The 14459-nt window shown below is 60.9% G+C and carries 16 protein-coding genes; 12 read left to right on the top strand and 4 right to left on the bottom strand.

The annotated features are described in order from the left end of the window. Window positions 1-66 precede the first annotated feature (66 nt). Window positions 67-939 (bottom strand): response regulator transcription factor, encoded by an 873-nt coding sequence (locus PST29_RS23175; protein ID WP_060840718.1) that lies wholly within the window; start codon window positions 937-939, stop codon window positions 67-69. A gap of 331 nt (window positions 940-1270) precedes the next feature. On the opposite strand from PST29_RS23175, the gene PST29_RS23170 reads away from it, so the two are divergent. The 12 genes from PST29_RS23170 to PST29_RS23115 all read left to right on the top strand — a co-directional run bounded on the left by PST29_RS23170 (window position 1271) and on the right by PST29_RS23115 (window position 11973). Further along, a complete protein-coding gene (locus tag PST29_RS23170; protein ID WP_060840717.1) occupies window positions 1271-1462 on the top strand; it encodes a Flp family type IVb pilin in 192 nt (63 codons plus the stop codon). Window positions 1463-2088: 626 nt separating this feature from the next. Then, window positions 2089-2280 (top strand): Flp family type IVb pilin, encoded by a 192-nt coding sequence (locus PST29_RS23165; protein ID WP_016967360.1) that lies wholly within the window; start codon window positions 2089-2091, stop codon window positions 2278-2280. Window positions 2281-2309: 29 nt separating this feature from the next. Further along, window positions 2310-2828: an A24 family peptidase gene (locus PST29_RS23160; protein WP_060844440.1), complete on the top strand. Its 519-nt coding sequence runs from the start codon at window positions 2310-2312 to the stop codon at window positions 2826-2828. A gap of 14 nt (window positions 2829-2842) precedes the next feature. Beyond that, the gene (locus PST29_RS23155; protein ID WP_060840715.1) at window positions 2843-4165 is read left to right on the top strand and encodes an AAA family ATPase; all 1323 of its coding nucleotides are present in this window, start codon (window positions 2843-2845) and stop codon (window positions 4163-4165) included. A 12-nt stretch (window positions 4166-4177) separates the two neighbouring features. Continuing rightward, window positions 4178-4984 (top strand): Flp pilus assembly protein CpaB, encoded by an 807-nt coding sequence (gene cpaB / locus PST29_RS23150; RefSeq protein ID WP_060840714.1) that lies wholly within the window; start codon window positions 4178-4180, stop codon window positions 4982-4984. Window positions 4985-5031: 47 nt separating this feature from the next. Beyond that, a complete protein-coding gene (locus PST29_RS23145; RefSeq protein WP_060840713.1) occupies window positions 5032-6363 on the top strand; it encodes a TadE/TadG family type IV pilus assembly protein in 1332 nt (443 codons plus the stop codon). A gap of 9 nt (window positions 6364-6372) precedes the next feature. Beyond that, window positions 6373-6843: a TadE/TadG family type IV pilus assembly protein gene (locus PST29_RS23140; RefSeq protein WP_016967354.1), complete on the top strand. Its 471-nt coding sequence runs from the start codon at window positions 6373-6375 to the stop codon at window positions 6841-6843. Next, entirely contained in the window at window positions 6843-7346 is a 504-nt protein-coding gene (locus PST29_RS23135; protein WP_060844439.1) for a TadE/TadG family type IV pilus assembly protein, read from the top strand. The genes PST29_RS23140 and PST29_RS23135 overlap by 1 nt, the downstream gene beginning before the upstream one ends. Then, window positions 7340-8557 carry an AAA family ATPase gene (locus PST29_RS23130; protein ID WP_060844438.1) on the top strand — a complete coding sequence of 406 codons (1218 nt, stop codon included), beginning with the start codon at window positions 7340-7342 and terminating at the stop codon, window positions 8555-8557. Before PST29_RS23135 ends, PST29_RS23130 begins: the two co-directional genes overlap by 7 nt. A gap of 3 nt (window positions 8558-8560) precedes the next feature. Further along, window positions 8561-10000: a CpaF family protein gene (locus PST29_RS23125; RefSeq protein ID WP_060844437.1), complete on the top strand. Its 1440-nt coding sequence runs from the start codon at window positions 8561-8563 to the stop codon at window positions 9998-10000. Next, window positions 9997-10983: a type II secretion system F family protein gene (locus PST29_RS23120; protein WP_060840709.1), complete on the top strand. Its 987-nt coding sequence runs from the start codon at window positions 9997-9999 to the stop codon at window positions 10981-10983. The genes PST29_RS23125 and PST29_RS23120 overlap by 4 nt, the downstream gene beginning before the upstream one ends. A gap of 27 nt (window positions 10984-11010) precedes the next feature. Then, window positions 11011-11973 (top strand): type II secretion system F family protein, encoded by a 963-nt coding sequence (locus tag PST29_RS23115; RefSeq protein ID WP_060840708.1) that lies wholly within the window; start codon window positions 11011-11013, stop codon window positions 11971-11973. Between the two features lie 117 nt (window positions 11974-12090). Here the strand turns inward: PST29_RS23115 and PST29_RS23110 are convergent, their stop codons facing one another. The 3 genes from PST29_RS23110 to PST29_RS23100 all read right to left on the bottom strand — a co-directional run bounded on the left by PST29_RS23110 (window position 12091) and on the right by PST29_RS23100 (window position 14425). Next, window positions 12091-12348, bottom strand: coding sequence for a DUF3613 domain-containing protein (locus tag PST29_RS23110; RefSeq protein WP_060840707.1), 258 nt, complete (start codon window positions 12346-12348; stop codon window positions 12091-12093). Between the two features lie 2 nt (window positions 12349-12350). Continuing rightward, the gene (locus tag PST29_RS23105) at window positions 12351-13076 is read right to left on the bottom strand and encodes a tetratricopeptide repeat protein (RefSeq protein WP_060840706.1); all 726 of its coding nucleotides are present in this window, start codon (window positions 13074-13076) and stop codon (window positions 12351-12353) included. A gap of 107 nt (window positions 13077-13183) precedes the next feature. After that, a complete protein-coding gene (locus PST29_RS23100) occupies window positions 13184-14425 on the bottom strand; it encodes a type II and III secretion system protein family protein (RefSeq protein WP_060840705.1) in 1242 nt (413 codons plus the stop codon). Between the last annotated feature and the right edge of the window lie 34 nt (window positions 14426-14459).

Below are 14459 nucleotides of genomic sequence, written 5' to 3'. Positions count from 1 at the left end.
AAGGCCCACGAAAGTGAGGATTTCCGGGATTTTTTTTTGCCTGCAATAAACCCGGGCGTGGGGGCATCAAAGCTCGATGCGCTCTGGAAGGCTATCAATGACCTGCGACAGCTGCTCGTCTTGCGGCTCGTCCTGCGGGGGCGTTGTACGGTGTGCCTGGCGGTATTCGCTGGGGGTGCAACCGGTGAACTGCTTGAAGGCCCGGGCGAAATAGGAAGGATCCTTGAAACCGACCTCATAGCCGATGCTGGTGACGGGCATCTGGCTGTTGTCCAGGAGTTCCTTGGCGCAATCCATGCGCTTGCTCAGGATGTAGTCCATGAAGCCCAGGCCATTCACTTCCTTGAACAGGCGGCTGAAGCGGAATGTCGTCATGCCGCAGCGCTTGGCCAGTTCCTTTTGATCGATGCTGTCGCGAAAGTGTTGGTCGATATACAGCAGCACGTTGTTCAGGGCCTGATGTTTCTGGTGTTCTGCGGTCAAGCGGATGCTATCCGGCAAGGACGGGCCATGCTCGACCAGCAACGTCTTGTTGCTAGCGCCAGAGTGGCGACGCAGCTCGCAGAGCTGCCTCAGGGCATGCATGAAGCGTTCGGTTTCCGGGCCGGTCAGGGGCAGCACCATGTACTCCCAGACCCGCGAGCGCATCGCCCAGATGGCAAGCTCTTCTGAGTGCTGCACGGTGAACATGGCGATGGGAACGGAGGGGACCTTGCGTTTGATCTCCAGCAGCAGGTTGAGGCCCGGCATGTCGGGGCGGTCATAGTGCATGCAGATCATGTCCGGCGTCGGCAGCGCATCCATCGCGGAAACGTTGGCCCCCTTGGCCAGGCGACAGTCACAGGCTGAACGAAAATGCCCGATCAGCTCTTCAGCGGATCGGTTGCGAGTGAGATCAAACCATAGCAGGCATGGTTTCTTGATCGCCTCGGGTTTCATTGCCTTGTTCCTTTCAGCGGTCACGCCGCCTCTATCTGAGGTCGGGCATCGCGTGCGTCGATGAATGTCGGGAATAGTGCTTCGTCACCACGTGACGATGACGGAGACAAGTCTCCGTGTGTTGAAGATCAGGTGTGTTCATAGTTGCTCCTTAGCCTTTCGATTCTGTGCCGGGTGTGTGCGTGGGAATATTTTTTCTAATTAATCACCGCAAAAAAGTCCTAGTTATCGACAATAAACTCCTAACCCTCACTGTTGCCCCTGACTAGCATTCCTTCAGGCGGTGGACCAACTAACCGCTTGAAGTACAGTCCTTAAATGAGGTGGCAAGATGAATCTGAAATCAATCAAAACCTCGGTTACGGCGTTCATCAGGGATGAAGATGGCTTGACCATAGTGGAATATGCAGTGGCTGGCGGGTTGATAACCCTTGGAGCCGTTGCTGCGTTTGTAACCCTGGGCGGCAACGTCAGTACCGCCATTACCAGTCTGGGATGCGCAGTACAGGGCAAGACCTGTTGATCCAAGTGGTTGCGCTGGGGGCTCAGTCCTGTACTGGAGCGGTTCATTGGCTCTGTGTCGCCAGCGTAGCTGGGCCAGACGCCGGGGAGCGATCTTCGTCAGGCTGAGGTCCAGCATGTAGTAGGGATCGGTATGCATATGCAGTGTGCCTGGTTCCTGGCTGTAATCCTGATCGATCCCGAGTAACCGTACGGCGCTGGGCAAGCGCTGTTCGAGTCAGACCCGGCTCGCAGTTTTTCTTCCCTGTCCAGCAGTATCGCTGCTGTGCCGCCTGTCCGAAGATCTAATCCTGATATACAAAAGCCAGCTTAGTTCGTTCTGCACCATGCGCCATTCGGTGACCGTGGTGCCGAGCGCTGTTTTCGTTCGGCAGGGCCGTACCAGGATCGATTTTTCAACGACTGAGAATGCGTGGTCGTGTTGTTTGTGAATTGTTCCCTACTCAAACTTTTACTGGCTGATCAGGTCGTTGGCCCTGTGCTTAGTTGTTTTTGTTTTAGTTGCAATAAAGTCCTAGCGATCAGCAAAAAACTCCTAACCCCCTCAATCTCCTAATGACTAAGGTTTGCCCAGGTAGTGCGAAAAGTGCTGCTCTTGAAGTCAATCACTTGAGTGAGGCAAACAAAATGAAACTGCAATCGATCAAGACCTCGGTGCTGAAGTTCATCAAAGACGAAGACGGCCTGACCATCGTGGAATATGCGGTGGCGGGCGGGTTGATCACGCTGGGGGCTGTCGCCGCGTTCATCACCCTGGGCACCAACGTGAAAACAGCCATCACCAGCCTGGGCTGCGCCGTCCAAGGCAAGACCTGCTAGTAGCGCCAACTCCACAGAGGATTGCGGTCATGGACAAGGAGCCGTTTGTTGCTGTGGCGCTGCTGCTGGGGCTGTTGAGTGTGGCGGTGGTGGGCGATCTGCGCCGCCACCGCATTCCCAACGTGCTGATCTTGCTCGGAGTCTGCCTAGGGCTGGTTGGACAGGCTTACTCCGCAGGTTTAATCGGGTTGGGACACGGATTGCTAGGCCTGCTGATCGGTTTTGCGGTGTTTCTCCCGATGTATGTCTTTGGGGGGATGGCCGCCGGAGACGTCAAGCTGATGGCCATGGTCGGTACTTTTCTGACTCCGCAGGGGGCCTTGTGGGCTGCGTTCTTCAGCCTGATTGCCGGTGGCTTGTGTGGCGTATTGATCGTGCTGGTACGTGGCCAGGCCCAGCAGACCGTGGGGCGTTACTGGCTGATGCTCCGAGCCAGGGCTTACTTCGCGCCTGCAGCCGATGAAGTGGCAGGCAAGCCATTTCCTTACTCGATTGCAGTACTGCTCGGCACGTTGATCAGCATTTTCTGGTTGCCATTCAGTCACTAGTTCAGGAGAGCACCATGTACGCCATGAGTAATAGCCGTGTGTCCTCCTCTGAACGGGAAGCGGTGCAGCGGCTGGCCCCACAGCCATGCACGATTCTTGAAACCGGGCTGGCGGACAACTTTCTCGGCGATCTGGTGTGCAAACATCTTTACGACGCTGGTGTACTGGACATGTCGCGACTGGTGGAACGCCTGGCGCTGACCGGAGCCGTACTGGAAGAGGTGCTCACCTTCCTGCGCAAGGACCGCCGTGTCGAGATACTCGGCCAGGCGCCTGGCCAGACATTGCGCTACGGGCTGACGGAGCGTGGCCGTGCTGCCGCGCGTGATGCCCTGGCGCGCAGCGGCTACATCGGCGCCGCACCTTTTCCGGTGAGTGCCTATCGCTCCCTGATCAAGATCCAGACCATTCACCATGGCCGTATCAGCGCGCACGACATGCATCGTTCCTTTGGTGCGATGGTGCTCGCTCAGGACATGCTCGACCAACTGGGCGTCGCCTTGAACTCCGGGCGCGCCATCATGATTTACGGGCCGGCGGGCACCGGCAAGACTTATGTCAGCAGCCGACTGATCCGTCTGTTTTCCGAATCCATCTGGGTACCGCACGCCATTGCGATCAATGAGGCGGTGATCGAGATCTTCGATCCCCAGGTGCATCGGCGCCTGGATGACGATGAACAGCAGAACAGTCTGTTGCTCAATGAAGGGATCGACCGCCGGCTGCTGCACTGCGAGCGCCCGCTGATCATCACGGGCGGCGAGTTGACCATGGAGCAACTGGACGTCCACTACGACCCCTTCACCCGCCTGTACCAGGCGCCCCTGCAGCTCAAGGCCAGCAACGGCTTGTTCATCATCGACGACATGGGGCGCCAGCGCATGGCCCCGGCGGAATTGTTGAACCGCTGGATTGTGCCGATGGAAGAGAAACGTGACTTCCTCAACCTTGGCGGTGGGCGGCACTGTGAATTGCCCTTCGACCTGATCCTGGTGTTTTCCACCAACATCAATCCCCTGGAGCTGGCGGACGAAGCGTTTCTGCGGCGCATCGGCTACAAGCTGCAGTTCGGTTATCTGAAGCCCGAGGAATACCGGCGCATCTGGATCCAGGAGACCGAGCGGCTGGGCGTTCCTTACGATCCTCAGGTGCTTGGTTATGTGCTCAAGGAACTCTATGGCGCAGAAAACATGCCCTTGGTGCCTTGCCACCCCCGCGACCTGTTGAACATGGCACTCGACCGCCAGCGCTATCTGGGCGGCTCCGGTCCGCTGTCGACCCGGGAGCTGGAGTGGGCGTGGCGCAACTACTTCGTCCAGCTCGACTTTCTTGGATAAGGAGACACTCCCATGAGCTCTCGCACATTCACCCTTATTGCCTTGTCCCTGATCCTGGGGTTGGGCGCGGCATGGATGGCCAACAACTGGCTCAATGCACGGCTCAATGTCGGTCCCGACGACAACCAGCGCAACGTGGTGGTGGCCACTGTCGAGATCGCCTTCGGGCAGATGGTCGAGGCCCAGCAGGTGGGAGTGGTGCGCATGCCCAAGGATGCGGTTCCGGACGATGCCTTTGACTCCACCGACAAGGTGGTGGGCAAGATCGCCACCTTCTCCATGCTGCGTGGCGACATCCTGCGCGCTGCGCGCCTGGCCGAGCACCTGGGGGGCAGCACCCTGGCCTCGCTGATCGAGCCGGACAAACGTGCCATATCGGTCCGGGTGGACGATGTGGTCGGCGTCGGCGGGTTCCTGCTCCCGGGCAATCGGGTCGATGTCCTGGCCACTCGCCAGACCGGCAACGATGGCAATGCCGAATCCAAGACCATTCTGGAGGACCTGCGGGTACTGGCCGTGGACCAGACAGCCAGTACCGACAAGACCCAGCCGGTGGTGGTGCGTGCAGTGACCCTGGAGATGACGCCGCTTCAGGCGGAAGTGCTGGTCAAGGGCATGACGGCAGGCAAGCTGCAACTGGCCCTGCGCAATCCACTGGATAACAACAAGCGGCCTTTGCCTGTCGAGCCGGTAGCCATGGCTCAGGAAGCGCCGGCGCCCGTAGTGAGCAAGCCGCTCGTGCATCGGCACGCGAGCCCTGAGGCCGCGGGTATCACGGTAATTCGCGGTGTCGAGGTCAATGTCATCAAGGCTCTGTAGGCGGTTCGGGCTGGACTGGGGCAGAGCGAGAAGGGGAGGGCTTGAAGATGAAATCGTGTATCCGGCAGCCGCTCACCGCGTTTCCGTCCAGTCAGCGCGGGGCAATGATCATCCTGGTGGTGATCGCCATGGCCTCGCTCCTGTTGATGGGCGCCCTGGCACTGGACGGCAGCCATATGCTGCTGAACAAGACGCGGCTGCAAAATGCAGTGGACGCGGCGGCGCTGAGTGGCGCCAAGACCCTGAGCATGGTGCCGGGCGTGACCGGTGCCGCAAGCCTGACCCAGACAGCGGCGTTGGCCACCTTGACCCTCAATGCCAACGCATCCGGCAACCAGGAGCTGGCTAAGGCCATCGGCGGCAACGCGTCGGGGTTCGCCAAGGTCGAACTGGCCTCCAGCGTGTATGGACCTTTCTCTTTCCCCGGGCCGGCCAATGCCAGCTATGTCCGGGTCACGGTAACCAACTATCCCTTGAGCAGTTTTTTCTGGGGCGTGTTCCAGGCCTTGGGCAATGGCGGCAGCAAGTCGGTGGCGGCCGTGGCCACCGCGGGCCCGAGCCCGACCAGCCCGTGCGACCTGACGCCGTTGATGGTGTGCGGCGACCCCAGCAAGAACAACCCGGCCACCGGCATGTTCTGGGGGTTCAAGTTCGGTGATCTGCAGGTGCTGAAAACCGCGGCCAACAACAACTCGGCAATCGGCCCCGGGAATTTTCAACTGCTGGACTTCGGCTCCGGGGGCAATACGGTCAGGCAGGGCTTGGCGGGCGGGATCAATCAGTGCAACAGCGTGGGTTCCACCGTCCTGACCAAGCCGGGCAACACCGTGGGGCCATCCGCCCAGGGGCTCAACACCCGCTTCAACCAATACAGCGGCGGCCTCAGTGCGTCGGACTATCCACCGGACCTGGTGATTGCCGTCAACGCCAAGTCGCTGACCTACACCGGCTCTCCGGCGCAGATCCAGTACAACGGGCAAGCGGTCACTTCGAGCAACGGCAATCTGTCCACGCCCAGTGGCGCTTTGTATGGCTACAACAATTGGGTTCAGGCCTCGGCCGGCTGTGTCGCCGGCACCGGCGGCGGTTGCCAGAGCAACGGCGTGTTCGAGCGGCGGATCCTGAAGGTCGTGATTGGCAACTGTTCGGGCAAGAACGACGGCGCCTCGTCCATCCCGGTGCTCGGTTTCGGTTGCTACTTCGTGCTGCAGCCCGAGGCGCAACAGGGCAATTCGGCGCAGATCTTCGGTCAGTTCGTCAGTCAATGCGAAGGCGACAACGTGCCGGGCCCCAATCCCGCGAACACTTCCGGGCCGCAGATCATCCAGTTGTACAAGACCTACATCGACAACAACCAGACGCCGAGTACCGACTCGTAGGAGGTCGTGATGGGACGCAGTGGATACAGACTACCGACTGCCCAGCGCGGCATGGCGATGGTGGAACTGGCGATTACCCTGCCGCTGCTGGCGTTGCTGATGCTGACCTTCGGTGAATTCGGGCGCATGTTGTTCCAGTACAACAGCCTGATGCAGGCCAGCCGTGATGCCGGGCGCTTTGCTGCCGCCCAGGCCTGGAACGCCACCCTTGGCACGGTCAGCCTGAGTTCTTCGCTGATCTCCCAGACCCAGAATGTTGCCGTTTACGGTGTCCCTGCCAATCCCAATGGCTACCCCCCCGTGGTTTCCGGCCTGACCACCGGCAATGTGCAGGTCAGCACGGTCGGGACCGACCATGTCCAGGTCAGCATCAGCTACACCTTCGTGCCGGTGATCGGCAGCGCGCTGCCTGCTCTGTACGGCAGCAGCGTGCCGCTGGGCCTGGCGTTGACCTCGACTATCGTGATGAGGGCCTTGTGATGAACGTCCGGCACATGCGTGGGGTGTATATCGTCGAATTTGCCATTGCCAGCCTGGTGCTGTTCACCCTGCTGTTCGGTGCCCTGGAAGTCGGTCGGCTGTACTTCACCGTCAACACCCTGAATGAAACGGTACGCCGCGGCGCGCGCCTGGCGGCGGTGTGCGACATCAAGGACCCGGTCATTCTGCGGCGGGCGATGTTCAACTCGGCGACCAATAGCGGAGCCAGCAGCCTGATCGCCAGCCTCACCAGTGCCAATCTGAACCTGGTCTACCTGGATGCAAACGGCGCGGTGGTCGCCAACCCCAACGACCTCACCAGCAGCAATGGATTTCTCGCCATCCGCTATGTCCGGCTGGAGGTGTCGAATTTCAGTTTCAACTTGCTTATCCCCGGGTTTGGCGGGGCGTTCATTTTGCCGATGTTCAAGTCCACCGTGCCGCGCGAAAGCCTGGGTCGACAGCCTGATGCGACGGTCAACCCGGAGATCACACCATGCTAAGTACCCGAGCAGCCCCTGCCACTCCTGCGGCTGACAGAACCGGCATGCGCCTGCTGATCAGTGGGCGGGATGCGCCGGCCCTGAGTCATCTGAAAGCCCTGTGCTCGAAACTGCCCGGCTTGCAGGTCAGCACGCGCCTGGTGAGCAACGGTCATACCGATCCGTTGTACGGGTTGGAACAGATGCCGGACTTCCTGTTGTTGAGGGTCAGCCACCTGTGGCGCGAGGAACTGGCGGCGCTGTTGCTGCATCCGGTGAAGGAGCGTCCGCCTCTTCTGGTCTGTGGGCCGTTGGACGAGCGTGAAGGCATGCGACTGGCGATGCAGGCTGGAGCCCGTGACTTTCTGCCGGAGCCGGTCGCCGCCGAAGAGTTGCAGGCGGCCCTGGGCCGTATGGTGATGGAGGCCCATGCGGAGCAGGGGGCAGGGGGCAAGTTGATTGCGGTGATGAATGCCAAGGGCGGGTCGGGCGCTTCCATGCTGGCCTGCAATCTGGCTCATCAGCTCAGCGTGCGGGGGGGGCGAACCCTGCTGCTGGACCTGGACCTGCAGTTTGGCAGCGTGACCCACTGTTTCGATGTCATGCCGACACACAGTCATGTAGAGGTGCTGCAGCAGGTCGAGACCCTGGACGGCATTGCCTTGCGCGGCTATTGCAGCCATTTCAGCCCCACCCTGCATGTGCTGGGAGGGCGTACCGGAGAACTGTTCCTGGCGCAGGACATCCGCATTGAACAGCTCGAAGGTTTGTTGCGCCTGGCGCGCAGCACCTATGACTGGGTGGTGGTGGATCTGCCGCGGCAGATCGACCATCTCACCGGCATCACCCTGGAGCATGCCGATCACGTCTTCATCGTGCTGCAGCAGAGCCTCAGCCACCTGAAGGACGGCACCCACCTGTTGCGCATTCTGCGCGACGACCTGGGGGTGCAGAACAACCGACTGCAGGTGGTGGTGAATCGCTACGACAAGTCCTCGGCCGTCAGCCTCAAGGACATTGCCGAGGCATTGCGCTGCACCGATCTGCACAAGCTGCCCAACGACTACGCGGTGGTTGGCGAGAGCCAGAACACCGGCGTGCCACTGGAGCTGCACGCGCCGCGTGCCGGCATCACCACGGCCCTGCGCGAGTTGAGTCAGCGCCTGATCGGTATCCAGGCCGAGGAGCAGGGCCTGCTCAAACGTACTTTCAGCCGTCTGTTCGGAGGGTAAGCCATGCTCAGCGACTTTCGAAATCGCTTGCGTCAGCAATCCAGCAAGCCAGCCCCGGCAGATGGGGCAGCTGCAGCCATCAGCAGCGAGGACTGCGTCAGCGTGCTCATGGCCTGGGAAGCCAGCGTGCCCGATGTGCTCTACGAGACCCGGACCAAACTCAGTTCGATGGAAACCGAGTGGCGGGAGAAGATCTACCAGCAGTTGCTCAAGGTCATGGACCTGTCCCTGCTGGATACGCTGGAGCCGGCCGACGCCGGGCGGCAGATCCGCGAGCTCAGCCTGCGGTTGCTCGATGAACACTCGGCGCCGGTCAGTGCCAGCAGTCGCCAGTTGATCATCAAGCAGATCACCGATGAAGTGATGGGGCTTGGGCCATTGGAGCCGCTGCTGGCCGACCATACGGTGTCCGACATCCTGGTCAACGGCCATGCCTCGGTATACGTGGAGCGCTTCGGCAAGTTGCAGAGGACCGATGTGCACTTTCGTGACGATCATCATCTGCTGAACATCATCGACCGCATCGTCTCCAGCCTGGGGCGGCGCATTGATGAGTCTTCGCCACTGGTGGATGCGCGCCTGAAGGACGGTTCGCGGGTCAACGCGATCATTCCGCCGCTGGCCATCGACGGGCCGAGCATGTCGATCCGCCGCTTTGCCGTGGACCTGCTCAATACCGAGAGCCTGGTGCAGATGGGCACCCTGACGCCGGCCATCGCCCTGATGCTCAAGGCCATCGTCCGTGGACGGCTCAATGTGCTGATTTCCGGCGGGACCGGCAGTGGCAAGACCACCATGCTCAATGTGCTGTCCAGCTTCATCCCGCATAACGAGCGGATCGTCACCATCGAGGACTCGGCCGAGCTGCAGTTGCAGCAGCCCCATGTGGTGCGCCTGGAGACCCGCCCTTCGAATATCGAAGGCCGTGGCGAGGTGAGTCAGCGGGAGCTGGTGCGCAACAGCCTGCGGATGCGCCCGGACCGCATCGTGATCGGTGAGGTGCGGGGTGCCGAGGCGCTGGACATGTTGACCGCGATGAACACCGGGCACGATGGGTCGCTGACCACCATTCACGCCAACACCGCGCGTGATGCCCTGGGGCGGATCGAGAACATGGTTTCGATGACGGGGGCGACCTTTCCGATCAAGGCCATGCGCCAGCAGATTGCCTCGGCCATTGGCGTGGTGATCCAGCTGGAGCGTCAGGAGGACGGTACGCGGCGCCTGGTCAGCGTGCAGGAGATCAACGGCATGGAGGGTGAAATCATCACCATGACCGAGATCTTCAGCTTTGTGCGCAGTGGCATTGGTGAGAAAGGTGAGGTTGTCGGCGAGTTCCGTCCCACCGGAATGGTGCCGGCGTTTCGCAACGTACTGGCCAAGCGTGGCATTGAATTGCCGTTGAGCCTGTTCCGGCCGGAATGGATGGAGGACCAGCCATGAGCCAGATCCCCAGCGAATTTATCCTGGCGTTCCTCGGCATGGTGTTTACCGCCATGTTTCTTCTCAGCCAGGGCTTGGTCATACCGGTGTTCGGTGAGGCCAGCAAGGTGCGCAAGCGTATTCGCGGCCGGCTCAATCTGCTGGAGCGCGCGAGCAACCTGCCGAACATGCAGTCGATACTGCGGCAGAAATACTTACGTCGCCTGTCACCGCTGGAGGCTCGCCTGGAGCAACTGCCCGCGATGGAAAGCCTGGCTCAGATGATCGAGCAGTCCGGTCATGAGTACCGTGCCTATCGGGTGCTGTTGCTGGGGGTGGTGCTGGGGAGTGCCGTGGGTTTGCTGTTGTGGGTGCTTCTGCAAATCTGGTGGGTGGCGCTGCCGGCGGCGATGGCGGTGTTCTGGTTGCCGGTGCTGAAGATCTCCCGCGACCGCGGCAAGCGTTTTGCCGAATTCGAAGAGGGCTTGCCGGATGCGCTGGATGCCGTGTGCCGGGCACTGCGGGCCGGACACCCGTTCAATGAAACCCTGCAACTGGTCGCCGATGAGCACAAGGGCCCGGTCGCTCATGAGTTCGGCCTGACGTTTTCCGACATCAACTACGGCAATGACGTGCGCCGGGCGATGCTTGGCCTGCTGGAGCGCATGCCGAGCATGACGGTGATGATGCTGGTGACCACTGTGCTGATCCACCGTGAAACAGGGGGCAACCTGACGGAAGTGCTGGAGCGCCTGAGCAGCCTGATCCGTGGGCGCTTTCGCTTTCAGCGCAAGGTCCGGACGCTCTCGGCCGAGGGGCGCATGTCGGGCTGGATACTGGTTTCCATGCCCTTCGTACTGGCGGCGGCGATCGTTTTCTCGAGCCCGACTTATCTGCCCTTGCTGTTCCAGGAACCACTGGGCCAGAAGCTGGTCATCGGGGCGTTTGTCGCGATGCTGATCGGCATTTTCTGGATACGCAAAATCATTCGGATTCAGGTTTGAACACCGGCGTTCGCAGGGGGTGAGGTCATGGATTATCTATTGAGTCTGATCAATCGCGTGGTGGGCAACGAAGCGCTCGCGCGCCTGCTGTTCTCCGCGGCCATCGGCCTGAGCGTGGTGTTCGCGGCGGCGACCCTGGTGCTGCTGGTGATGGGGTTGCAAGACCCGGTGCAGCGTCGCCTGTTGCTGATCAAGCGTGGCCATGGCGCGGTGACTCGGGAGGCACCGAGCAACCTGCAGTTGATGCTTGAACAGGTCGGCCAGCGTTTTGTTGCGCAAGAGCAGGACCAGGTCTCAGCGACCCGGACCCTGCTGATACACGCGGGGTATCGCTCGCCTGCGGCGGTGCAGATGTACTGGGCCCTGCGCTTGCTGTCGCCGTTGCTCATGCTGGGCCTGGTGGTCCTGGTGTTGCCGCTGATTCCGAAGCTGTCGCTGCTCCTGGGGATCTTCCTGCTGATTCTGGCGGCCGGTATCGGCTGGCTGGCTCCGGCGATCTATGTCAGTGCGCGGCGGCAGGCGCGCACGACCCGCTTGCTGGTGGCCTTTCCGGATGCGCTTGATCTGATGGTGGTCTGTGTCGAGTCCGGCCTGGCCTTGCCCCAGGCCATCGAGCGGGTGTCCGAGGAAATGGCCGTCAGCCAACCGGACCTGGCTCTGGAGCTGGCGCTGGTCAACTCTGAAATCCGTGCCGGTATTCCCAGTACCGAAGCGCTCAAGCGCCTGGCGGATCGGACCGGGCTGGAGGACATTCGGGGCCTGGTGAGCCTGCTGGCGCAGAGCATCCGCTTTGGTACGAGCGTGGGGACGACCTTGCGGATTTATGCCGAGGAGTTTCGCGACCGGCGTACTCAGCTGGCGGAGGAAAAGGCCGCAAAAGTGGGGACCAAGTTGATCTTTCCATTGATTTTCTGCCTGTGGCCGAGCTTTTTCCTGGTGGCCATAGGTCCGGCAATCATTGGTGTATTCAAGGTCTTCGGGAAGTTATGAAAGACGTGAGCCGCGGCAGATGCCTGCCAGCCTGCTCCATCAGCGGATGGGGCAGGTGCAGGAGGGCGGGTCGAACGATGGCCGCCAGGCTTGAGGCGCGCCGCTGACAGCAACGGCTTATTTCCCCTTGCCCGAGTATTCCTTGTAGTACTCGGGGATCGCGTGTTTGTAGCTCTCCATCCAGCGCTGCAGGCTCAACTCCCGCTCACCGGGAGTCGCCGGCTGCGGCGTGCGCGACGCGACCTGATTGCGGTTTTGCAGTTGCAACCAGGTTTCGGTGACCTGCTGCTGTGGGGAGGACGGACCGGGTTCGATGGCCTGAGCCGCAAGGGGAAGCAGCAAGAGGCCCAGGCAACTGAGCATGTTGTGTTTCATCACTACCTCTGCGTTGTCGAGGGGATGGCGTCGGGTTGCGCCGGATCGCCGGCGGTCGCTACCCGATCATTGGGCGCCGTGGTCCTGAGTTTTTCTGCGCGGGCCTTGGCTTCGGTAACTTGCCCCGGACTCAGGCCGACACGGCTGACCACTTCCGAGGCTTGCTTCCAGTTCCCTTGATAGATCAGCAAGGTCACCAGATTGAGGGCCGCCAATTGATCCGACTGTTTGAGCTCCATGGCGGTGATGAACTCGAATCGGGCTTCTTTCAGGCGTCGTTGATTGAGGTAGACCACGCCCAGATCGTTGCGGATTTTCTCGTCGGTGGGAGAAAGCCGGGCTGCACGTTGCAGGTGCACCAGGGCCTGTTCGTTATCGCCGCGCCCCGCGGCCAGTTGTCCCAGGCCATGTTCGCCTTCCGCGGCCAGGCAACCGCCGAGCAGACTGCGGTATAGCGGGTCGGCTTCGCGTTGTCCCAGCAGGCGGTAGATCTTGGCCTTGCGCAGGCGCACTGCCGGAAGGTCGTCCGGCAGGCGTTGCAGGTTGGCCAGGCCAGCATGCAGTTTGCCGCCGTTAATCATTTCGTCTGCCAGGCTGAGTGACAATTCCTGGTCGGAGTTGATCTTGGCGCAGTTTTCCGGAGCGCTCAGCGACGACCAGGATGCGCCTCCAGGTGAGGCGCAGCCACCGAGTATCGCCAACCCTATCGCCACTATCATGGCTTTCATTTTCCGCTCCCGAAACGCGCTCGATGCTCGGGTCATGACCTCCAGGCGCGGCCTGTCGAGGCCCGGATTACTCAATTTCATCACCAGGGAGGAGGTTAGGTGCTGGTTCATTGCGATAGTCCACTGCGCCGATCAAAGTCGCCGTCTTCCAGGAAGTACATGCGGAACCAGTTCGGATCGTAATTGCGCATCTGCTCACCTGGTAGTGAAGGCAACTGAGCATTGGCGGCCAGTGGTTGCACCAGATGGGGGGTGACCACCATCAGCAGCTCCTTTTCTTCACGATTGATCGTGGAGTCGCGAAAGAACGCGCCGATGATGGGAATGTTGCCCAGGCCTGGCAGCTTGCTCACGCTGGAGCTGTTGTTGGTGCTGATCAGGCCACTGATCACGAAGCTCTCGCCGTCAGCCAGGGAAATGCTGGTGTCGGTACGCCGGACAATCAGCGCCGGAACTCGGGTGCTGGAGATCACCACTCCGTTGTTGTAATCGAGTTCGCTGACTTCCGGCGCCACTTTCAGGGCGATGCGGTTGTTGCCGATGACGGTAGGGGTCAGGGTCAGGCGGATACCGAACTCCTTGTACTCGATGGAAATGTTGTCGCTGCCAGAGCTCGGCACCGGGATCGGCACCTCGCCACCGGCCAGGAAACTCGCACTCTGCCCGCTCAGGGCCACCAGGCTGGGACGCGCCAGGGTATAGGCGAAGCCGCTGCCTTCAAGTGCGTTGATAATCCCCAGCACATTGCCGCCGCCAAAGCCGATATTGAAGCTGCCATTATTCAGCGGGATACGGGGTGCCAGGTTGCCGACCTGCCCGGGCGTCACCGTGACGCCGGGAACGGAATTGGGCGAGCCAAACAGAAAGTTGCCGCTCTTGCCGAAGATCGAGGTGCTGGCTTCCTTCAGCTTGGTACGGCTGACTTCGACAAAGCGGATGTCGGTCTGCACCTGACTGGGCAGCAGGGGACTTTCAGAAGGGGGTAGTTGCGAGCCCACCAGCGATTGGGCTGCTTTGCCCTGGACGAAGACCATGCTTTGCCGTGGCGAACTGGAACAGGCGCTCCAGACCATCAGGCTGGTGGCGCCGGGCGCAATGCCAGTCAGCAGGTAGGAGTCATTGCCATTGAGGTGTACGTCGACGATTTTCGGATCACCCACCGCCAGCCGGGTGATGGCCACGGGAGAGCGTATGGCTGTCTGCATGCCCTCGCTGACTTCAAGCACTGCCGGTAGTGGTTCCAGCCCCGCACAATTGTTCGCTGCCGCCAGGGTCACTCCTGTAGGTAAAGCCGCGAAAATGAGTGTCCATGTCACTCGCCTGAGTACCTGCAAGCAATCACTGTTCATTTACTGCTTCCTTGATTGGCTGGGAGGGTCAGCC

It is taken from the genome of Pseudomonas sp. St29, from assembly GCF_001547915.1.
Lineage (GTDB): Bacteria > Pseudomonadota > Gammaproteobacteria > Pseudomonadales > Pseudomonadaceae > Aquipseudomonas.
This window is presented reverse-complemented; position numbering and strand designations above follow the sequence as displayed.

Excerpts from the sequence above, each read along its gene's own strand:
- PST29_RS23175 (WP_060840718.1), bottom strand. The coding sequence starts at position 939 with ATGAAACCCGAGGCGATCAAGAAACCATGCCTGCTATGGTTTGATCTC.
- PST29_RS23170 (WP_060840717.1), top strand. The coding sequence starts at position 1,271 with ATGAATCTGAAATCAATCAAAACCTCGGTTACGGCGTTCATCAGGGAT.
- PST29_RS23165 (WP_016967360.1), top strand. The coding sequence starts at position 2,089 with ATGAAACTGCAATCGATCAAGACCTCGGTGCTGAAGTTCATCAAAGAC.
- PST29_RS23160 (WP_060844440.1), top strand. The coding sequence starts at position 2,310 with ATGGACAAGGAGCCGTTTGTTGCTGTGGCGCTGCTGCTGGGGCTGTTG.
- PST29_RS23155 (WP_060840715.1), top strand. The coding sequence starts at position 2,843 with ATGTACGCCATGAGTAATAGCCGTGTGTCCTCCTCTGAACGGGAAGCG.
- cpaB (WP_060840714.1), top strand. The coding sequence starts at position 4,178 with ATGAGCTCTCGCACATTCACCCTTATTGCCTTGTCCCTGATCCTGGGG.
- PST29_RS23145 (WP_060840713.1), top strand. The coding sequence starts at position 5,032 with ATGAAATCGTGTATCCGGCAGCCGCTCACCGCGTTTCCGTCCAGTCAG.
- PST29_RS23140 (WP_016967354.1), top strand. The coding sequence starts at position 6,373 with ATGGGACGCAGTGGATACAGACTACCGACTGCCCAGCGCGGCATGGCG.
- PST29_RS23135 (WP_060844439.1), top strand. The coding sequence starts at position 6,843 with ATGAACGTCCGGCACATGCGTGGGGTGTATATCGTCGAATTTGCCATT.
- PST29_RS23130 (WP_060844438.1), top strand. The coding sequence starts at position 7,340 with ATGCTAAGTACCCGAGCAGCCCCTGCCACTCCTGCGGCTGACAGAACC.
- PST29_RS23125 (WP_060844437.1), top strand. The coding sequence starts at position 8,561 with ATGCTCAGCGACTTTCGAAATCGCTTGCGTCAGCAATCCAGCAAGCCA.
- PST29_RS23120 (WP_060840709.1), top strand. The coding sequence starts at position 9,997 with ATGAGCCAGATCCCCAGCGAATTTATCCTGGCGTTCCTCGGCATGGTG.
- PST29_RS23115 (WP_060840708.1), top strand. The coding sequence starts at position 11,011 with ATGGATTATCTATTGAGTCTGATCAATCGCGTGGTGGGCAACGAAGCG.
- PST29_RS23110 (WP_060840707.1), bottom strand. The coding sequence starts at position 12,348 with ATGAAACACAACATGCTCAGTTGCCTGGGCCTCTTGCTGCTTCCCCTT.
- PST29_RS23105 (WP_060840706.1), bottom strand. The coding sequence starts at position 13,076 with ATGAAAGCCATGATAGTGGCGATAGGGTTGGCGATACTCGGTGGCTGC.
- PST29_RS23100 (WP_060840705.1), bottom strand. The coding sequence starts at position 14,425 with ATGAACAGTGATTGCTTGCAGGTACTCAGGCGAGTGACATGGACACTC.